Here is an 18,169-nt window from a genome sequence, read left to right on the forward strand (position 1 = left end):
AGACGAGTGGATTGAGGCGTCGGAGAAGTGCCCCTTGATGCAGGCAAAGCGGACACGGCAGAAGCGCAGCCGCGAAAAGGTGGAGAGCGGGCAGCACTCGCTCGAATCGACGTTTCTCATCTCACCCGAAATTGTTCGAAAGGTCGTTTTCAAGCGACGATCTGACGACTTTTAGCGAGTTAGCCGCGGTGAAAAACGAAGATATAGAACCGACTGCCGCCGATATTGCCAATTACGAAAAATGCCCTTTGATGCAGGCCAACCGCGCGCGCCAAAAGCAGAATCGTGACGATGTGCGGAGTGGCCGACGGACACCGGAATCGTTGACCTTCGATTGCGAAGACGCTCGGAAAGCCTTCGTTGTTAGAAGACGATCATGGGAGTAGTGAACTGACATGTCTGCCGACAAACTCGGAAGGTACATGAGAAGCCCGGAATTTCTGCGAGACGCGAACGCAGCCGTGGCAAAAGCCGTCGCGAATCTCCAGGCGAAGAGCATCGAGCCGGCGTACGTCGCTCGGAGGAACTCCGAGAGCGCCTCCCCACAAGGTCGGGCGGCCATCGAAAGCCTGACATTCGCCGTTGGTGTGCAGACGTCTGTGGCCGACGCGATAGCGGATTTCGAAGCAAAGAAACTCAAGCCCGGATGGGACAATGACTGACCAGGCTGGTAGGGATTCGACGCAGGCGGTCTGAAGGCAGATGCTTGCCGGCCGCGGCTCTCTAGTTAGAGGCGCTGCATCGGATTGCCGGCAAACGTCTGATTTTTACTGTTGCCTGCCTCATCCGCCGAACGCGAGCGAAGATAGTTGGGTCCGATCGACCCTGAGCGGCCAGTCGATGAAATGGGCGCTCAATGGCCGTTCTCTGGTGTATTGCGGTCGACTCGGCCTCCAGAGCCGGACCTCAGCCCCGCTGATGGTGGCAGCCAAATCCCGGAAAATTCGCGCAATTTTCCGGGAGTCCGCACTCAAGCGACTGAGATGGTCGCGTCGGCGCTCGCGAGCATCCGCATGAGGGACGCCGCCAACGCCTCAGGTGCGTCCACCACGAACAGCGAGGCTTCGAAGGCATGTGACATGTCGAAGCGGCCGGCCAGCCAGGCGCGCAACGCCGTTTCCGAGGTGATGATTACGTTGCTGCGCGTCGCATCGTCCGTCGTCGTCACGTCGGGCATTTCAGGCACGATGTCCGGGTCGAAGCCTTCGGTCGTCGCGTGGAAGAATCCCCACGTATCGTTCTCGATCAGCAGGACATAGAAGTCCGGTAGCGCCAGCAACGCCTCCTCGCTGTGAATTCCCTCGATCCGAGCCTGCAGCAGGTTGAGCGCTTCGATTGCAGACATCCGCATCCGGGCCACCGAAAGTGCCCCTACGCTGCCGATATTGCCGGGCTCGATCAGGCCGGCCTCGATCGCGCTTCGTGACGCGACGGCAACGCTCAGGGCCGACGGATGGCCCACCCCGAAATCAAGCTTGAAATTGCAGATCGCGCACATGGCGGCACCTCAAGGCGTAACGATGTTGAACCAGAAGTCGAAGGTATCGAGCCAGGAGACGAACTCGCCGAGTTTCTGGCTGTTGCCGTCGATCTTCGCGTTTCCGGCCATCACGAGCTTCTGCATGTTGGTCTTACCCATCATGATGTCGTTGAGGTCGGCGCGCGTCATCGTTACCGTGGCGTCGGCGGTCTTCAAGGATTTGTCCTTCGTGTAGTGCAGCGCGCTGTTCTCCACCCCGAGCACGTAGTTCTCTTTCGTGTCGGTCAGCACGAGGTTGAATGAGGCCGTCTTCCCGTTGGCACGGTCGCCGTTGAGCCGGATGCCGAGATAGTCGAGGAACATGTCGAGCGGCATCGCCTGGATGGTGTCCGGGCTTTGCGGTTGCGGCGCGGGAAGCTGCTTGATGCCGCCGCGCAGCTCCTGCGCACCCGTCAGATAGAAGTTGCGCCATGATGCCGACTCTGACTGATAGCCGAGTTGCTCGTAGGTATCGGCGAGGAGCTGCTTGGCGGCCGTGTTTTGTGGCTCCGCGAACACGACGTGATTCACGACTTCAGCCACCCAGCGGTAGTCGCCCTTGCTGTAGTACCCGTGCGCCTTGCTAAGCACGGCGGCGGACCCGCCCATGAACTCGACATAGCGCTTGCCTGCCTCGGTCGGCGGCAGGCGGTGCAGATTCGCGGGCACGCCGTCGAAGAACCCCAGACGCAAGTTGTACTGCGCGACAGCGTCGTGGTAGACCGTGCCGTAGTAGCCACGGCAAAACCAGCGCTTCGCGAGGCTGTCCGGCAGGCGGATCGCTTCGCCGATCTCCAGCGGCGTCATGCCCTTGTTGGCCATGCGCAGCACCTGGTCGTGCATATAGCGGTACATGTCGCGTTGCGCGCGCAGGAAAGCGGTGACGCGATCGTTGCCCCACGTCGGCCAGTAGTGGGACGCGAAAACTACCTGCATGTCGTCGCCGAACATGTCGAGCGACGATTGCAGATACTTGGACCACAGCAGTGCGTCACGAACCTTGGCGCCGCGCAGTGTGTAGAGATTGTGAAGCGTGTGGGTTGCGTCTTCCGCCGCGCAGAACGCCTTGAACTTCGGCAGATAGAACATGAACTCGGAAGGCGCCTCCGACTCCGGCGCCATCAGCACCACGATCTCCACGCCGTCGAGCGTGAGCTTCTGGCCGGTCTTTTCGGCGAACATGGTGGGGACGGCCAGCGTGATCGTGCCGACTGAAGTCGTCTTGCCGAGGCCGCCGTCAACGATGCCCGTGGCGCTGCGCGGCAGCAGCGAGCCATACATGTAGCTCGCGCGGCGCCCCATGGCGTTCCCCGCGATGATGTTTTCGCCTACGGCCGCTTCGGTGAACCCATGGGGCGCCACGATCTGCACCTTGCCCGATTTCAGGTCGTCGTCGCTCACGAGCCCGCGTACACCGCCGTAGTGATCGACGTGGCTGTGTGTGTAGATGACATGCGTTATGGGGTGGTCGCCAAGGTGCGGAATGACGAGCTGTTTCCAGACCGCAGAGGAAACGTCGGTCGTGATGAATGGGTCGACCACGATGTAGCCCTTGTCGCCGCGAATAATGCTCATCACTGAGAGATCGTAGCCGCGCACCTGCCAGATGCCGTCGACCACCTTGAAGAGGCCGTGATTCATATTGAGCTTGGCGTTGCGCCAGAGGCTCGGGTTGACCGTGGGCGGCGAGTTGTTCTCCGGGCCGCCTTCCACGAAAGCGAACTGCTGAAGGTCCCATGCCGGTGTGCCGTCCGGTTGCTTGATGACGACGGGTTCCGGGAGCGTCGCGACCAGCCCGCGTTTGGCGTCTTCGAAGTCCTGCGCATCTTCGAAAGAGAGGAAATCCGCGTACTGCTTGTTCACCGCGAGCGTCGCGGCCGTAGCGGGCTTGGCAGCCGGGCCGGTCGGAGAAGCCCGGGTCGCGGCCTGCGCCAGGGTCTCACCCACCACGCCGGAAAGACCGGTCGCGACACCGGTGACCGCCACGTTCTTGAGGAATGCCCTGCGTCCACCCAACTTCGTTGCGTCGTCCGACTCAGACATGGCCACCTCCATGTGTTTGATAACGTTGGGGTTACAAAACGAGTGAACCTTAATGTAGGGCGAGGATATCGATTAATGGCGCACGATGATTCGACGGTGTGCAGTGCCCGCTGAGGAGCCGACGAAGTGAGATAGCTAATCTGCAGATTCGTAAACAAACGTTTGGACTCGCATTCGCGAAGCTTCGCCACCTCAACTGGTTGAAAGCGATTGCTGCAAGCTGATGAGATTCTGGGGAACGACGCGTATGAGTCCGCCGCGAGGACTGTCAATGTCTGCGATGAGTGAGAGCGAGAGCGACACTGTGATGGGCAGCACAAAGAGCAGTACACGCCGCCCGGTCGAGCCGCGCACGCCATACCCCTGCATCAGGTTGCTGAAGAACGCGATGGCGATCATGAGCGTCCATGCGGAAACGGGAATGCGATTGAGCCATGCCGCCTGCGTATAGCCTTGCGTATTGATTACGTCGTTCATGCCGCCTACGACGAGCGCCGCAATCGGCGTGGGCTGCTCAACAGCGGCGTCCCGCACGCTTGCCCATAACCGACCCTGCAGGTTAGCAGTTTTGCCATTGATGATTTCCAGTTCGCGTGTGTCGCGCGTCTTGTAGTAATCAATGCGCAACTGCACGTAGTCGCGCAGCAGCGCCTTGACCTTCGCGGCTCGCGGTTCGCCGAGCACTTCCACACGCAGGTACTGGGTGCCGATGGCGTTCGCTTCCTCTTCCTCGTAGTTCTTGCGCTGGTCGTAGCGGCTCACCGCCATCGAGAGCGTGAATCCAATCAGCAGTGCAAGCAGCGTGAGCGTAGCGCCTTGTACAACGTTATAGTTGTCGCGCGCGCCCTCCGAAAGCGGGGCAATACGTAGCAGGCCAATTGCCCCGAGTCCGGCCGCCACGGAGAGCAGTACGATCAGCAGGATGAAGAGGTACGCAGGATGATGGACGAGTTGGGTCATGTCGAATCCTTGACGAGTATTCACGCTTCCTTGCCGCTCGACCCCGCGTGGGTCGAACGCCATATCGAGCGTTTTGCATTTCTATAAAAGATTGCATACGTCCTGATTGCGTACGCAACAACTGCGCAACCTAGCAGAAATGCCGTACCCTCTACTCGGGCGTGTGCATTTCGACATCAGCGGCTCGACAACGGGATGCCATGCCCACGTCAATTACGAAGGTACAACGAATGACTCGATGCTAGACTGAATTGCTTCTTCAAACTGGCGTCTACAAATAGGCATGCGTATGGGGCAATTGCATTTCGTGTGTCCCGTGCGCCTCGTGTGTTTTAGCGGCTTAACCCGGGCGAGGTGTGCGAATGGCGGCCACGCAAACTCTTGCAGAGCGACGGGCATTGGGGCGTCAGGTGCGGGAGCGCGCGAAGCGGTCCCAGCACGCGGAGATTGGCAATACAAAGCGCGATGCAATCGAACTTCTCGAGGCCAGCAGCGCGGGCCGGGTCGAAGCACTCGTACCGTTGCGATACGGCCGGATGTCGCTCTCGCCATTCACATTCTTTCGCGGCACCGCAATAATCCAGGCCCACGACCTTGCCGGCACGGTCAATTCGGGTATCACCTTTCCAATTTGCGGCGACGCACACCTCATGAACTTTGGTGGCTTTGCAACGCCGGAGCGGCAACTGGTGTTCGACCTGAATGATTTCGATGAGGTCGCGCAGGGACCGTGGGAATGGGATCTGAAACGGCTCGTCGGAAGCTTTGCGGTTGCCGGCGAGCACATGGGGTTGGGGCGCGGCCCGATTGGCGAGCTCGTATGGAGCGCGGTTCACGAGTACACCGAGCGCATGCGCGAATACTCGGAATACAGTTCCCTGGATCTGTGGCACGAAGTCATCAGCTTCGAACGCATGATGGAGTTGGCAAAGACCGAAGAGGGTCACAGCCTTCTCGCCAAGACGTCTAAAAAGGCAGCAACGCGCACACACGAAAGTGTGCTCGCCAAGATGGCGACACAGCAAGACGGAAAATGGACGATCCAGGACGCACCGCCCGCACTGTTTCATCCCACAGGACCCAATTCACTGCTTGGCAAGAAAAGCACCTGGAGCGACACCGAGGCCTGGCAAGGCAAACTAGCCAAGGCTTTCGACGCATACGTCGGCACGTTACCGGTCGACCGCCGCCTGCTGCTCAACCAGTACGAACTTCACGATATCGCGTTCAAGGTCGTGGGCGTGGGAAGCGTCGGCACCTTCTGCCTGGTGATGTTGTTCGTCGATAGCCACGGCACGCCTTTGTTCCTGCAGGTGAAGGAAGCCCGGCCTTCGGTGATCGCACGATACTTCGAGGCGAAGGGCCTCGATCATCAGGGGCAGCGCGTGGTGGTCGGACAACGCCTCCTGCAGGCGGCGAGCGATTCGTTTCTCGGCTGGACTTCGGGGCCCGCTGGGCGCAACTTCTATTTCCGACAACTGCGCGACATGAAGGTGTCGGCGGAAGTCGAGCGCATGAGCACAACCGTTATGCAGGGCTATGCCCGCATTTGCGGCTGGGCGCTTGCGCGTGCTCATGCGAAGGCGAGCGGCAAGGCCATTGAAATCGCCGCGTACCTTGGCAGCGGCGACCGTATGGCCGAAGCGTTGACCGAATACGCAATGGCTTGCGCCGCACAGAACGAAGCCGACTACAAGGCGTTCATGGCCGCATGCCGCTCTGGAAGGCTCGAAGCAAGAAGCGACGAGGACATGGCCGCAGATTTCCGCGTGTGAGTGCGTTTCACCTTGACCACAGGCAGCTCGGTTTGAAGGTAGGGGCAAGGTGTCCGTTATCGGCAATAAGTCCGCCATCCGAGCGGCAGGAGCGCATGTGTCGCCGATGTCTGAGATTGGCCGGGCGCCGACTCATGCATTTTGCATACGCAGCTTCAACCTCGCGAGGCTGCGATCGACAGCAGGCGACCCGAAGCAGTCTTCCGGTGCGTCTTGGCGCCTATGGCCAATTTCGAACCCTCTCCGGACCTTGAGCAGGCGTCACTTCGATGGCTGCCTTGGTGGTACGGCGTGACATAAATCGGTTAACTAACTAGCGGCTCGCGATTGACCATATCAATTGGTCACAAGCCCGCGACTTTCGCACTACCTCGCGATTCTGTTATCGCTGCAGCATGTTGCCGACGCCGATCGCCCCTCACCAAGCTTCATCGCTAAACGAAGGCGGTACACGCGGACGGACAATTGCCGTCGTAGCGCGCCTCTGTCTCGTGCCTGAACCAGGTTTTGCTGTAAGCGATTAGCTCGAAGCCATGGGCGCAATCAAGTGAGGCGAAGTTGAAATTCGTTCGAAATAAACGTATATACTGTTTATATCGTTTTCACACTTGGAGCCCGGCATGGCCACAGCAACTACTCGCAAGCCTACAAAGAAGGCATTTCACTTCCCGAAATCAACTGTTCCCGGCGAGGAGCAAAGTGAAACTCAAACGCCCACGGCGAACGTGAGCACGGGCAAAACCAAACGCTCCGAATCCCGGGCGAAGGATGCGGCATCGGCAAGTCCAGATGTGGCGGCGCCTGCACCCAAAGCCGTCGGCAAGACCAAGGTCACGCGTGCCAAGAAGGAAAAGGTCATTCGTGATAGCTTCACAATGCCCAAGGCCGACTATGAGCGCATCGCCTTGCTCAAGCGTAAGTGCCTGGAAGCCGGTGTCGCGGTAAAGAAGAGTGAGCTTCTGCGCGCAGGTTTGCAGTTGCTCGATTCTGCTTCGTCAAAGCGACTGGTGGCTGCGATTTCGGCACTCGAAGCTGTCAAGACCGGTCGACCGGCCCGCAGCGAGCAAGACCGCGCCGGATCGTGACCCAGATACGCGTTCAGTGAAGATGTCGGCGTGGCACTACGCAGCTAAGCACCGTCAGGGGCGTGTGCGCACCTCCCGAAGCCGGCGGCATTACGTGCAGTCGCGCCACAGGTGCCCGAGCGGGTGTGTCAGGGTTCGTGTGACTGTCCTGGCTCAGCGCCAAACTTGTGGCATTTTGCCGGACGCGCTTGGCCGTAGCCAGCTTTTGACAGCCACCTGTTACTTCGCGCCTTGCTTGTTTTTATCACCGGACACGGAAGGTTTGCTGTCTGTGTCATCGGAAAGCACCGTTTCATGTGCTACCTTGCGTGCTTAGAGCCAGAAAGACTTTTCAGCTGATCACCAAAGGACGCTCATGGAATTCAGTAATGGCGCTGTACTTGAAGCTCTCCGGCTTGCTCTATATCGACAAATACCGTGGCATAAGCGGCCGGCAATTTTCACGTCGCTTCGCTCGCATGGTCTGATCCAGACCGCCGACCAGAAACCTCCCCCCAGTACAAGGTATCTCCCTGCACTCCAGATTGCTATCCTGACCGATAAAGGACAGAAAGAAGTCCAGCGCATCGAGGCGTCGAAGCACGTTTCTGGATGGCTGGACGATGACTATTTCGCAACGTTCCTTGCAGAGGTTGCATTTGCCTGACCACGCATCGTTGGGCCCTTGCTGTCTCGATGTTGAAAAGACAACGGTTCGATCCGATACCTGCAAGCCAGGTGCAGAAACGGTGCAGGGATGCGCGCCCAAGCGAGTGAAGCGTTTACAGAGGTGACGGTGCTGATGTGCCCAATCCGTACGCGCCGCAAAAGCGCACCGGTTGTTGCGAAACCTATTTTTGGCTCTGCCGCAGTAAGGCTGCAGCAGCACGCAAGCGCCGCTCGCGTTCGTTCCTGAACCATTTCAGCGTTCTTTCGGGCTTGGCGATGGCGGCAATCAGCGAGGTGTTGTCGCGCAAAAGTTTCTCGCTCGCAATGACGTCATTCAAGGCACCGAATCGCTTCTGGATTTTCTTGAGACGGCTCAATGTTTTCCGATGCCTTCCGGACAGCACCGGACCGAACAGTTCCAGCAGATACCGGGTCTTCTTCCCAGCCTTTCTGACATCGTGAAAAGCAGCAACGGTTGAACTCTTGGCCTTAGCCGCGCGTCGCATCCGCTTGCGCAACTGCTTTTCTGATGCGGCAACGCGGCCGTCCGAGAAAACTCGAAGTGGTTCCCGGTCCTGTCTTGCGACCAGAGCTCTTGCAGTTTGCGCGAGTGCTTCAAGCAGCAGCGTCTTCGTTTCAGGGTTCGAAAGCACTTCTCTGCCGGCGTCGAGCGCCTTCTGTCGAGCGGCCGATATTTCAGGAGGAAGCGCCTTCTCGTCTTTCTGCTGAAGCTTGAGCAGCGCAATCAAGATGTCATAATCGCGCGCCTTGCCAGCCGAATCGGCGAGTGACCTGAAGAGGTCGCGCTGCCGGGTATTTTCCCCCGCGTCGAGCAAGGGCCGGTAGGACCACCACAACGATCGCAGGCGGCGCATGGTAATGCGCAACTGATGGAGTCCTTCGGCGGAAGGGTCACCTGCGACTTCCTTCGTTTGTTCAATTGCTTCGTCGATAATTGGCGAAGCAATGTCCGAAAATGCTACCTCGGCGTATGGTTCACATAGCTCACGGCGGTCCATTTCCCCGTTGCCCATTCGCTCTCCCGGAACCTGTCCGACGCCCATCATCGCGCGTTACGACGCCACTAAAGACATGATAACGCGAATAAATACTGGTTTGCCGACCGTTGACGGAATTGCGATGGTTGGCTACGGTGAAGTCTTTGGCATAGAACTCCCGGCATGAGCCCACAAGCTTACGAAGCCCTGAATCCCGTAGAAACCATTGTCGACGGCACCAGGCACAGCGGCACGTATCGGGTGATGACCGGTTCGGTCATCGTCTATTACGATGGCGAGGTCAAATTTGCTTCGGTTGGGATGGACCGGCCGGAACTGGTCGCGAAGTGGCTCCTGACTGACCTCGTCCGGCGAGCAGAGTCGAGCAGGCGAAAGCGCCCACATGATTGAGAGCGTCAGTGCGCTTGTATTGTTCGACGATGCGGCGGGCGTTTTCGGCATGTGAGCGACAGCTTGCGATTGCGGAGCTGCCGTCTGGACGTCCAAAGGATTGTCTCAGCGAGAGGCGCTTCGTGGCCGCGTGCTGCCGCATGCAATTGGCATACGCGACTTCAACCTCGCGAGGCTTCGATCGGCAGCACCCGTTACAGACGTTCGCCTCACACGTATGAGTGTCCGACGTACGTCTCAAGGAGGCCGTCGCCCCCTTGCATTGCTGGTCACAAATCCCGCTAAGATACGTTCTTTCCTCAAGAGGTGTCAGCTCATGACCACATTGGCCGATCGCCCCAACACCGCACTCGTCGTTATCGATCTTCAAAATGAAGTCGTCGCAAACGCATATCGACGTAGTGAAGTACTCGATGCCGTCAATATGCTCATCGAACGGGCACGCATTGCGCAGGTACCGGTTGTTTGGGTACAGCACGCCGACGAAGAACTCAAAGCGGGCAGCGAAGCGTGGCAGATCGTTGCCGAACTTGTTCCGGTGGCAGGGGAAGCGATTGTCGAAAAGAGTTATCGCGACGCGTTTGAAGGCACCGATCTAGAGCAGGTGCTGTCGAGGCTCAGCGTTGGCAAGATCATTGTGACCGGTGCGCAGACAGACATGTGCGTTCGATCGACGCTCCATGGCGCACTCGCGCGCGGCTATGATGCGACGCTGGTCAGCGATGCACATACGACAGAGGATATGACGCAAAGAGGGGCGCCGCCACCGGATGCCGTGATCAACCATACCAATATGTATTGGAGCAATCAAAGGGCACCGGGGCGCTTGGGCGGAGTCATCGAGAGCAAGGACGTCAAGTTCGCGTGCTCTCGTTTCTGAAGGAGGCGAGCAGCCGGTAGAGCCCAATGCAACTATCGGCTGGGCGCTGGGCGGCCGACATCCGACGCAATTCGGACATAACGTTCGCTACTCTGAATGACCACACGTGGCCGACTGGACACGTTCACTATTGCGCCTCATAAGCTGCCGGTCGGCTATCGTCACCGTCCCTCCGCCTGCTCCCCGCTCAACGTCATCACTGCGCTAGCGACACTCGCCACGATCTTCCCGTCTTCCCGCTGAATATCGCATTGATAGTGCGTGATCGTCCTGCCGCGATGCACGGCCCGCGCATGCGCGCGCAGCCTCGATTGCCACACCGGCCGCAGAAACGTGGCCTTCAGATCGAGACTGGCGAAACTCTGCCCGCGCGCCATCAGCGTGGAATGAGCGGTCCCAATGGCGGCATCGGCCAGCTCGCACAGCATGCCGCCGTGAACCGTGCCCTGCTGGTTGCCGTGCAGCGCAGCATCAGCATCCATTTCGACGATGGCCACGGCTTCCCCGATCTCGACGATGCGAAAACCCAGCAAGCCCGAAATCGCCGTCGGGTAACGCATGTGCGTCTGGTCGTCGGAGCCGAGCGTGCCGTCCAGTTGACGCTTCAGATATTCCAGCACGGATAGCTGGCGGGGCATGCTGGCGTTCATGTCGACTCTCCTCGGCTTTTGGCCTGAATTGTTTCATCGGAACTCGATGTGAAGCGTATTCCCGTACACTAGGACAATCAAATAATTGTCCTAGGGACGTTTCATGGCCTCCTCTCCGTCCGTTTCCCTTATCGAGACGCTGGCCGCCCAGATACGCAGCGGCAAGCTGCCGCCCGGCGCGCCCTTGCCTACGCATCGGAAGCTCGCCGCCGATCATGGCGTCGCTATCGCCACAGCCAGCCGAGTCTATGCGCAATTGGAGTCGATGGGACTGGTCGTCGGCGAAACCGGACGCGGCACCTTCGTACGCGACCGGCCCGTGCAGCGCGACTGGGACAGCGACGACGAAGCCCGCCTGAACGCCGACACCGCCGATCTATCCTTCAATCATCCGACGTGGCCGGGTCAGGCCGATCTGTTACGCACAATGCTCCGCGAGCTGGCCTCGTCCGGCGACCTCGCCGCGTTGATGCATCAGCAGCCGCCAGGCGGACGGCTCAACGAACGGCGGATCGTGAGCGCGTTTCTGGCGAAGGAGCGCGACATTCGCGCCGACGCGGATCAGGTCTTTCTAGTAGGCGGCACGCAGCAAGGGCTTGACATCGCCACGCGCGCGCTGCTTCGTCCTCACGATTCTGTCGCCGTCGACGCGCTGAGCTATCCCGGCTTCAGGATGCTGGCCGCGCAGCAGGGTCTTTCGTTGCAGTCAGTGCCGTGTTCTGCCGATGGCCCGGATCATAAGACACTCGACATGCTGTGCCGCCGTCACAGGATTCGCGCCATCTATGCGATGCCCACGTTGCATAATCCGCTGGGTTGGGTACTCAACGCCGACCAGCGTCGCCGTCTCGTCGACATCGCACGCCGTCATGATTGCCTGTTGATCGAAGACGCGGCCTACGCTTGGCTCGCCGGCAAGGCGCCGCCCGCGCTGGTGACGCTGGCGCCCGAACGCACCATCTATGTGTCCAGTCTGTCGAAGAGTCTCGCCAGTGGATTGCGCTTCGGCTATATGGTCGTACCCGAATCGTTCGCTGTTCGCATCAAGGCTGCCGTCCGTGCCAGTTACTGGAGCCTGCCCAGCATCATCACCGCGATGGCTACGCGCTGGATGACCGACGGAACTGTCGCACATCACGAAAAGCTGATGCAACATGAAGCACGGCTCAGGCAAGCCGTGGCGCGCGAAGTCTTCGCCGGCATGACATGCACTGCGCATCCGGCATCGATGTTTCTGTGGCTGCATTTGCCGGACGGTCTGCGCATGGACCGCATCGCGACCGCGCTTGCAGAACGTGGCATCGCCGTATCGAAGGCGGACGCGTACGCGACGACGCGGCACGCGCCGCATGCGCTGCGCCTAGGTTTGAGTTCGGTTCCGATGGAGCGACTCAGGCCAGTGCTCATGCAGGTACGCGACACCATCGAACGATTCCCGATCTAGTCGCCAGACAAAAAGAGGGTTCCTCGGGGATTTTTGGGAAAGGCGCTTGCCGACCCACTCCGGCCAATCACCTCTGTGCACCCGCAAGGGCCGCCGCCGAAGTACAACGGTCGTTTGCGTGTTCGCACGGGGCGCAACCCTCAATCGCTCCCGGCACTTTTTTCGGCCTTGGTTGCAACAGGCCGGAGCATTGCCCGCATGGCCGGTGTCGTCAGCAACTTTTTGTATGCCGCTGAAGACATCGCATTGATCATCAGGCGACCGCTGACGTCGGCCTTGATGTACTCGACGGCCAGCAGTGCGATGACCGGATTCGTGGTTACTGTGGCCTGGTCGGGAGTTTCGTCGCCGAACTCGGCCACCACCGCATCGTCCTCGTCTGCCACCACCACTGCAAGGCGACGGCCAGAAAGACGCAGTCTCGCGCTGGCCCCGCATTCGGCCATGTCATATGTGTGAGGGCCATTCACCGTCTTATTGCCATAGATGGCGACATGGGTGTCGATCCCCCGCCTGCTGGCCGCTTCAAGCAGCGGACCCAATTCGTCAAGCTCCTCGTCCCAGATACCGGCGAACAAACATGTTTGCGCGTTCGAAATCACGCGTGCAAAAGCCTGGACGATCGGCTCCGCGCCGCTAAGCGACCAGACCAACCCGGGTTTCTGTTGAACGGGCAGGCGATCCAGTGCGGAAGCCGCGGATTCAAGGTCGGCATTGAAGCGTGAGCGGAGCTCGGCCAACAGCGACGTGTGGGGAACCGCCGCGTAACGCACAGGTTCGGATCGGTTAACGAGCACGGCGCCCCTCGCTTCGAGACGGGCCAGCGTCTCATATACCTTCGAAGGGGGCATCGATGCTCTGCGGCTCACTTCCGCTCCTGTCAGCGCGGCCTGACCCACCAGGGCCGCGTATGCCTGCGCTTCGTACTGGGTGAATCCCAGCCGCGTCATGGACGCGATCAATTCGGTGTCTGCCGTCATGCGTGACTCGTTTCTGTTTGAAGGTAGTTGACTAACTACTTCAGTAGTATACGATCACACTTAACTACTACCCAAGTAGTTATTCGTAAACCACGCCCTCAAAGGACGGTCCCCATGCGTCAACTCATCAGCACAGGCTCCTCGTGGGAGCCCAAAGTCGGTTACTCACGGGCAGTGATCGTGAACGATACGATCTACATTTCAGGTACGGCCGGCAAAGGTCCGGATGTCTACACGCAGACCCGGGATGCACTTGCCACTGTCGAGAAAGTGCTCATCGACAATGGTTTTCAGTTGCAGGATGTGGTCCAGAGCCGTTTGGTCGTCGCGGACTTCGAACACTGGGAAGACGCTGCACGCGCGCACGGCGAGGTCTATGGCGACATTCGGCCGGCTTTTTCGCTCGTGCATGCGCTGCCGTTCGTTGATGACGCGATCCTCGCAGAGGTCGAGGCCATTGCCGTCAGGGCCGACAAGTGAAGGCCGGGGCTGAGCAGAACGCGCGGCTGTCGGGCCGCGCGGTAGCGGTGCTTTCGATCGCGGCTGGCGGTGCCATCGCGAACAACTACGCCATACAACCGGCGCTGTCTTTCATCGCCGCCGATTTTGGGGTGCCCGTCGCACCGATTACGGCCGTGGCGTCCGGCGCAATGATCGGCTATCTGCTCGGCCTGGTACTGCTGGTTCCGCTAGTGGACAAGCTGAGTCCGCGCACCTTGATTCCGGCGCAGATGTTCGCGCTTGCATGTGCCTTGGTGCTTGCGGCCTGGGCGCCATGCCCGAACGCGCTCATTGCTTGCTTCGTTCTCGTCGGCGCCACCACGACGGTTGCTGCGCAAAGCAGTGCCGTGGTTGGCAAATGCGCCGATCCACAAAGTCGAGCACAGCGCATGGGGACGATCTCTGCTGGCATATCCGCGGGGATACTGCTGAGTCGATTCGTGGGTGGGGTGCTGGCGCAGAGGTATGGATGGCGAGGCGCACTGTTGGCGTTCGCCGCCTTCGTGACCGTTTCAGCCCTTTGCGTTATTCCGTTACTGCCTGCGGAACGTCCACTCGGGCGCATCGGATACTTTTCAACGTTGCGTTCCATGCCGCCCTTGATACGGGCATCGCGACCGTTACGTTTGCGCATCTACGCCGGGATGTTGTGGTTTTTTGCTTTCAATTTGATCTGGGTCGGCCTTGCGGTGCGCCTCGCCGCGCCGCCGTATAACCTAGATGCGGCGACCATCGGACTTTACAGCCTCGCTGGACTCCTAGGTCTCGTCGTGACGCGTGTCGCGGGACGTTTGGCCGACCGGTTCGGCAGCCGCGCCGTGATAGTTTGCGGCCTCACTCTCGCGGCGTTTTCCGCGTGTGCACTGACTTTCGCACTCGGCCACCCAGCCGCGACTGCGGCCGCGCTGGCCGTATTCGATGCCGGTTGTTTCGCCGCACAAGTCGCCAATCAGGCCAGCGTCGTTGCTATCCAACCAACGCGCGCAGGCGCATTGAACTCGGCTTATCTGACTTCCTACTACGGCGCAGGCGCGATTGGTACGGCCGTGGCAGGTATGGTCGCAATCAGAGCTGGCTGGGAAGTGCTCGCGCTGTTGGCGACGATCACAACGGCGACCGCGGGCGTTATTTTCGCCCTCGACATTACCCGCGAGCCGGTCGGAACTCGCAGAGGCCTTCAACTCCATAACACGGATACTGAGCAGATTTGATGATGAGGCATTGAACGGCGGCTTCTTGTTCATGAACCGCCTCTTGACCGTCCGTACAAACGATCTGATGGATGTCGCTTAATGGCCGATCTGAGCCGGACAGCAACTTATTTAGCTACCGGGTCGCTTCGTCCAAAACGCTTTCGCTACCTGCACTAGAGACGAAGACCTCATCGAAACACTGCCCATTCTCGAACCAGTGCCGGTGCGAAAGCCGAAAGTGCCGAAGAAGCAGTCAGCCATCCCCATAACGTTGAGGCCTTCCGCGTTGCAAAGCCGGTCCGGCCGTCCCCGAAACCCTGACCTTTCGCTTATTGCCGGGGCGATTGCGTCATCCGCAAAACCCTGACCTCTCGCGATGCGGAGCCGGTCGAGTCATTCCAAAAGTTTTGATCTTCGCGCCATAGAGCCGGTTGAGCCATCCCCAAAACCCCCAACCTTTCGCGATGTGGAGCAGGTTGAGTCATCCCAAAAGTTTTGACCTTTCGCGATGCAGCGTCGATCGGGTCATCCCCGAAACCCTGACATTTCGCGATACGGTGCCGGTCGAGTCATCCCAAAAATTTTGACCTTTCGCGCTGCAGAGCCGGTCGAGTCATCCCCGAAACCCTGACCTTTACGCATCGGTCGCGTGCAGTCAGTCCTGCATCGCATGTCGGTTCGCACGCGCATCATGCAGCGCGTGATGCCGCCCGCCATGCTCGCGAAAGTACATTTCCAAGCGTTTGGCGCACAGCGCTTGCCCGATGTGGCACGCCAACCAGCCATCCGGCACAGCGCCGACGAGATCCACAAACAAATCCCAGTCGCCCGCATAGTCGAAGCACAGCATGCGCTCTTGCTCGCTGTCGAACTGAGCCAGCCACGCGAGTAAATCGGCGCGCAAGGCGTCGCGCGTGAGGACCCGGTCCGGATGCTGGCCGAGTTGCGGTATCACCGCCTCGCGCACGAACGCGGTACAGGTCGCATCGTCGTAATCCGAGCGCTCACCGTAGAACTCGCGGCCATCGTCGGCGACGAGCGCAATCGAAATCAGGTCGCAGTTGATGAAGTCGGTGAATTCGGTATCGACAAAAAGACGCATAATCCAGGCCTCTAGCATTGGGGCAGCAACTTCATAATTTGGGGGGCTTGACTTGCGGCCGGACTCGTCATTGTCCTGATGGGCTCGAAAACCTTCAGTGTGCGCCGATAGCGAGGATAAGTGCGGGTATGCGATTACCCCCTGACAGGCAAGCTCCTATGACTGTATGACATGCACATCACTGTGCCGGCGTTGCCCCGCAATCGCCTCGCAGTCACTTTTGCCGACGGCACGAGCGCCGTGCTTGATCTTTCGGGCGACACGTTCGCCAGAATTTTTGCCCCTCGCGGATGAGGCTCACTTCGCGCGGACTGCCGTTCGGATGGCGCAGTGACCTGGCCCTATAGTGCCGGGTTAGCGCTAAATGCAAAGTACGATGGGAACTGGGGCGTTTCCGGCTGAGGCGCGCCACTATCGCGTTGCACTGGCGTCACTGCGGCGTTGCTCTAGCGTCACCGTGGCGTTACGTTAGCGTAATTGCGGCGTCGTTCGCGCGTCGATTCTGCACTGCGCCTCCTCAAACTATCAAACATGCCGTAACTCGTGTCGCAGTGGCGTGTTTGCGGCGTCAACTCCGCGTCGTTCTGGCGTCGTTCGAGATCGCTATCGTACATTCGGCTGCTGTTTCCGTTTGGCAGCACTCGCAGCCTTGAAGCGGGCCAAACGATCAACCTTTGGAGAATGCTTCACTGGCCGAGTTGCCCGAACCGCGATTGGTGTTACACGACCTTTACCACTTTTTCGTCCGTGCACTGCGTGTCCGTATTTACCGATGCTGTAGTCGGAGAGATGCCCCATAAGTTTCGCGGCATCCTCCAGCGAAATAGTTGGATCCGCTTTCAAATCTGAGGCGAACTGGTTCCGAAATACGTACGGACTAATGCGTGTACGCATAGCTGGGTACGTTGCCTTTCCCAGGGCAACTGATTGAATATGTTCAACTGTGTAGTGGTGCAGGCTTAACCGAAGGCAGCGAAGTTGAACCTAAGGACGAGATCAAGGAGACGATTAAGGTGCAGCTCAACAATCGTCATAAAGCCAACAGGATATTTATCGCCGGACTTGCTCACGTGCGCCGAGGTGAAGTTCCTTGGTCAAACAACGGTAGACGCAAAAAGTGGGCAAATGCGGCCTCGGAGGAGCGGCTGGCTTCGTTCGAGAACTGGTTTGACACGATCGATCGCCTAGGTTGCCATGTTGTGAACCGTGAGGGATGGGACGATTGGTTCGAAGGAGCCAATCCGGCGGCTTCGATGGAGCAACTCTTTCAACATTGGAGCAACGCTTGGCCTCCTGGCGAAGCTCCGTGTCCGCCTTGGATTTGGCCGGAGGTTGATTATTGGGACGCTCATGACGCGCTGGACTCGGACGATTTCCTTGACACGTTGATCCTTGTGACTGAGAGCGATATGCCGTATAGCGCTTACCACCGTCGACGCGTACAGCCCGAATGCAACGGTGGTCGTGCCCAGCCCGTCGCCGCGGAGACAGGAGACGACCAAGATTGGGAGTTCGATCGTCACGTCAACGGCGATGACACTGACTGTTGGCTTGCCGAACTATCGACTCAAGCTGCAACTTCGAAGAAACCGTGGCAAATAGCATTTGATGCGTTGCCGGCGGAGAAATGGCGGAGCACGGGTCAAATCTCTATTAGGACGGGCTGAGATGAACAAACCCATGCCTCTTAAAAATATCGTAAAATCAATGCGTTAAGGTCAGAAGGCCTTACACGTACTGGGGCGATTTCTCCCTCCGAAGGCAGGGGTTGCTGGTTCGATCCCAGCCGGGCGCGCCACTCGCGAAATTCGCGCAGATCCCTGTAAAACTGTGTCGTTAGGCTACAGATGCCGCAAACGACGTCTCCATGTCGCCCAAAGCGTCACCAAAATCCAAATCGGGATTGATTCCGACATTCCCTCCAGTTGCGTGAAGCCGTTGCGCTCCGTCCGTTTTTGCCAGGACTGCGGTACTGAACTG

Annotated in this window: 17 protein-coding genes; 10 read left to right on the forward strand and 7 right to left on the reverse strand. The window is 59.1% G+C overall.

Annotation, left to right across the window (positions count from 1 at the left end; translation table 11 throughout):
* Nucleotides 1-422: 422 nt before the first annotated feature.
* Nucleotides 423-662 (forward strand): hypothetical protein, encoded by a 240-nt coding sequence (locus PWP93_RS13130; RefSeq protein WP_421044767.1) that lies wholly within the window; start codon nucleotides 423-425, stop codon nucleotides 660-662.
* 308 nt (nucleotides 663-970) lie between these two features.
* On the opposite strand, the gene PWP93_RS13135 is transcribed toward PWP93_RS13130, so the two are convergent.
* From PWP93_RS13135 to PWP93_RS13145, 3 genes are all read right to left on the reverse strand, one after another.
* On the reverse strand, nucleotides 971-1,498 hold the full coding sequence (locus PWP93_RS13135) for a hypothetical protein (RefSeq protein ID WP_421044768.1): 528 nt from the start codon (nucleotides 1,496-1,498) through the stop codon (nucleotides 971-973).
* Nucleotides 1,499-1,507: 9 nt separating this feature from the next.
* Nucleotides 1,508-3,562, reverse strand: coding sequence for an alkyl/aryl-sulfatase (locus PWP93_RS13140; protein ID WP_421044769.1), 2,055 nt, complete (start codon nucleotides 3,560-3,562; stop codon nucleotides 1,508-1,510).
* Between the two features lie 192 nt (nucleotides 3,563-3,754).
* Entirely contained in the window at nucleotides 3,755-4,522 is a 768-nt protein-coding gene (locus PWP93_RS13145; protein WP_421044770.1) for a hypothetical protein, read from the reverse strand.
* A gap of 362 nt (nucleotides 4,523-4,884) precedes the next feature.
* Between PWP93_RS13145 and PWP93_RS13150 the strand changes: the two genes are divergently transcribed.
* The 3 genes from PWP93_RS13150 (at nucleotide 4,885) to PWP93_RS13160 (ending at nucleotide 8,028) form a co-directional block, all read left to right on the forward strand.
* The gene (locus tag PWP93_RS13150; protein ID WP_421044771.1) at nucleotides 4,885-6,297 is read left to right on the forward strand and encodes a DUF2252 domain-containing protein; all 1,413 of its coding nucleotides are present in this window, start codon (nucleotides 4,885-4,887) and stop codon (nucleotides 6,295-6,297) included.
* 620 nt (nucleotides 6,298-6,917) lie between these two features.
* Nucleotides 6,918-7,382 (forward strand): hypothetical protein, encoded by a 465-nt coding sequence (locus PWP93_RS13155; RefSeq protein WP_421044772.1) that lies wholly within the window; start codon nucleotides 6,918-6,920, stop codon nucleotides 7,380-7,382.
* 355 nt (nucleotides 7,383-7,737) lie between these two features.
* A complete protein-coding gene (locus PWP93_RS13160; RefSeq protein WP_421044773.1) occupies nucleotides 7,738-8,028 on the forward strand; it encodes a hypothetical protein in 291 nt (96 codons plus the stop codon).
* A gap of 184 nt (nucleotides 8,029-8,212) precedes the next feature.
* On the opposite strand, the gene PWP93_RS13165 is transcribed toward PWP93_RS13160, so the two are convergent.
* Nucleotides 8,213-9,064: a CHAD domain-containing protein gene (locus PWP93_RS13165; RefSeq protein WP_421044774.1), complete on the reverse strand. Its 852-nt coding sequence runs from the start codon at nucleotides 9,062-9,064 to the stop codon at nucleotides 8,213-8,215.
* 147 nt (nucleotides 9,065-9,211) lie between these two features.
* Between PWP93_RS13165 and PWP93_RS13170 the strand changes: the two genes are divergently transcribed.
* The gene (locus PWP93_RS13170; protein WP_421044775.1) at nucleotides 9,212-9,439 is read left to right on the forward strand and encodes a hypothetical protein; all 228 of its coding nucleotides are present in this window, start codon (nucleotides 9,212-9,214) and stop codon (nucleotides 9,437-9,439) included.
* Between the two features lie 316 nt (nucleotides 9,440-9,755).
* On the forward strand, nucleotides 9,756-10,319 hold the full coding sequence (locus PWP93_RS13175; RefSeq protein ID WP_421044776.1) for an isochorismatase family protein: 564 nt from the start codon (nucleotides 9,756-9,758) through the stop codon (nucleotides 10,317-10,319).
* Between the two features lie 161 nt (nucleotides 10,320-10,480).
* On the opposite strand, the gene PWP93_RS13180 is transcribed toward PWP93_RS13175, so the two are convergent.
* A complete protein-coding gene (locus PWP93_RS13180) occupies nucleotides 10,481-10,969 on the reverse strand; it encodes a PaaI family thioesterase (protein WP_421044777.1) in 489 nt (162 codons plus the stop codon).
* Nucleotides 10,970-11,072: 103 nt separating this feature from the next.
* On the opposite strand from PWP93_RS13180, the gene PWP93_RS13185 reads away from it, so the two are divergent.
* On the forward strand, nucleotides 11,073-12,413 hold the full coding sequence (locus PWP93_RS13185; RefSeq protein ID WP_421044778.1) for a PLP-dependent aminotransferase family protein: 1,341 nt from the start codon (nucleotides 11,073-11,075) through the stop codon (nucleotides 12,411-12,413).
* A 140-nt stretch (nucleotides 12,414-12,553) separates the two neighbouring features.
* Here PWP93_RS13185 and PWP93_RS13190 read toward each other — a convergent pair whose 3' ends face one another.
* On the reverse strand, nucleotides 12,554-13,393 hold the full coding sequence (locus PWP93_RS13190) for a TrmB family transcriptional regulator (RefSeq protein WP_421044779.1): 840 nt from the start codon (nucleotides 13,391-13,393) through the stop codon (nucleotides 12,554-12,556).
* Nucleotides 13,394-13,507: 114 nt separating this feature from the next.
* On the opposite strand from PWP93_RS13190, the gene PWP93_RS13195 reads away from it, so the two are divergent.
* Both PWP93_RS13195 and PWP93_RS13200 read left to right on the forward strand, forming a co-directional pair.
* Complete coding sequence (locus tag PWP93_RS13195) at nucleotides 13,508-13,873, forward strand: RidA family protein (protein ID WP_124571985.1); 366 nt, start codon at nucleotides 13,508-13,510, stop codon at nucleotides 13,871-13,873.
* Nucleotides 13,870-15,105: an MFS transporter gene (locus tag PWP93_RS13200; RefSeq protein WP_421044780.1), complete on the forward strand. Its 1,236-nt coding sequence runs from the start codon at nucleotides 13,870-13,872 to the stop codon at nucleotides 15,103-15,105. Before PWP93_RS13195 ends, PWP93_RS13200 begins: the two co-directional genes overlap by 4 nt.
* A gap of 637 nt (nucleotides 15,106-15,742) precedes the next feature.
* Here the strand turns inward: PWP93_RS13200 and PWP93_RS13205 are convergent.
* Complete coding sequence (locus PWP93_RS13205) at nucleotides 15,743-16,189, reverse strand: hypothetical protein (RefSeq protein WP_421044781.1); 447 nt, start codon at nucleotides 16,187-16,189, stop codon at nucleotides 15,743-15,745.
* A 905-nt stretch (nucleotides 16,190-17,094) separates the two neighbouring features.
* Between PWP93_RS13205 and PWP93_RS13210 the strand changes: the two genes are divergently transcribed.
* Nucleotides 17,095-17,856: a hypothetical protein gene (locus PWP93_RS13210; RefSeq protein WP_421044782.1), complete on the forward strand. Its 762-nt coding sequence runs from the start codon at nucleotides 17,095-17,097 to the stop codon at nucleotides 17,854-17,856.
* Nucleotides 17,857-18,169: the final 313 nt, after the last annotated feature.

This window comes from Paraburkholderia sp. A1RI-2L (assembly GCF_048957375.1).
In the GTDB taxonomy this organism is placed as follows: domain Bacteria; phylum Pseudomonadota; class Gammaproteobacteria; order Burkholderiales; family Burkholderiaceae; genus Paraburkholderia.

Bases quoted from the DNA above. Each gene is read 5' to 3' on its own strand.
- PWP93_RS13130 (WP_421044767.1), top strand. From the start codon at position 423: ATGAGAAGCCCGGAATTTCTGCGAGACGCGAACGCAGCCGTGGCAAAA.
- PWP93_RS13135 (WP_421044768.1), bottom strand. From the start codon at position 1,498: ATGTGCGCGATCTGCAATTTCAAGCTTGATTTCGGGGTGGGCCATCCG.
- PWP93_RS13140 (WP_421044769.1), bottom strand. From the start codon at position 3,562: ATGTCTGAGTCGGACGACGCAACGAAGTTGGGTGGACGCAGGGCATTC.
- PWP93_RS13145 (WP_421044770.1), bottom strand. From the start codon at position 4,522: ATGACCCAACTCGTCCATCATCCTGCGTACCTCTTCATCCTGCTGATC.
- PWP93_RS13150 (WP_421044771.1), top strand. From the start codon at position 4,885: ATGGCGGCCACGCAAACTCTTGCAGAGCGACGGGCATTGGGGCGTCAG.
- PWP93_RS13155 (WP_421044772.1), top strand. From the start codon at position 6,918: ATGGCCACAGCAACTACTCGCAAGCCTACAAAGAAGGCATTTCACTTC.
- PWP93_RS13160 (WP_421044773.1), top strand. From the start codon at position 7,738: ATGGAATTCAGTAATGGCGCTGTACTTGAAGCTCTCCGGCTTGCTCTA.
- PWP93_RS13165 (WP_421044774.1), bottom strand. From the start codon at position 9,064: ATGGGCAACGGGGAAATGGACCGCCGTGAGCTATGTGAACCATACGCC.
- PWP93_RS13170 (WP_421044775.1), top strand. From the start codon at position 9,212: ATGAGCCCACAAGCTTACGAAGCCCTGAATCCCGTAGAAACCATTGTC.
- PWP93_RS13175 (WP_421044776.1), top strand. From the start codon at position 9,756: ATGACCACATTGGCCGATCGCCCCAACACCGCACTCGTCGTTATCGAT.
- PWP93_RS13180 (WP_421044777.1), bottom strand. From the start codon at position 10,969: ATGAACGCCAGCATGCCCCGCCAGCTATCCGTGCTGGAATATCTGAAG.
- PWP93_RS13185 (WP_421044778.1), top strand. From the start codon at position 11,073: ATGGCCTCCTCTCCGTCCGTTTCCCTTATCGAGACGCTGGCCGCCCAG.
- PWP93_RS13190 (WP_421044779.1), bottom strand. From the start codon at position 13,393: ATGACGGCAGACACCGAATTGATCGCGTCCATGACGCGGCTGGGATTC.
- PWP93_RS13195 (WP_124571985.1), top strand. From the start codon at position 13,508: ATGCGTCAACTCATCAGCACAGGCTCCTCGTGGGAGCCCAAAGTCGGT.
- PWP93_RS13205 (WP_421044781.1), bottom strand. From the start codon at position 16,189: ATGCGTCTTTTTGTCGATACCGAATTCACCGACTTCATCAACTGCGAC.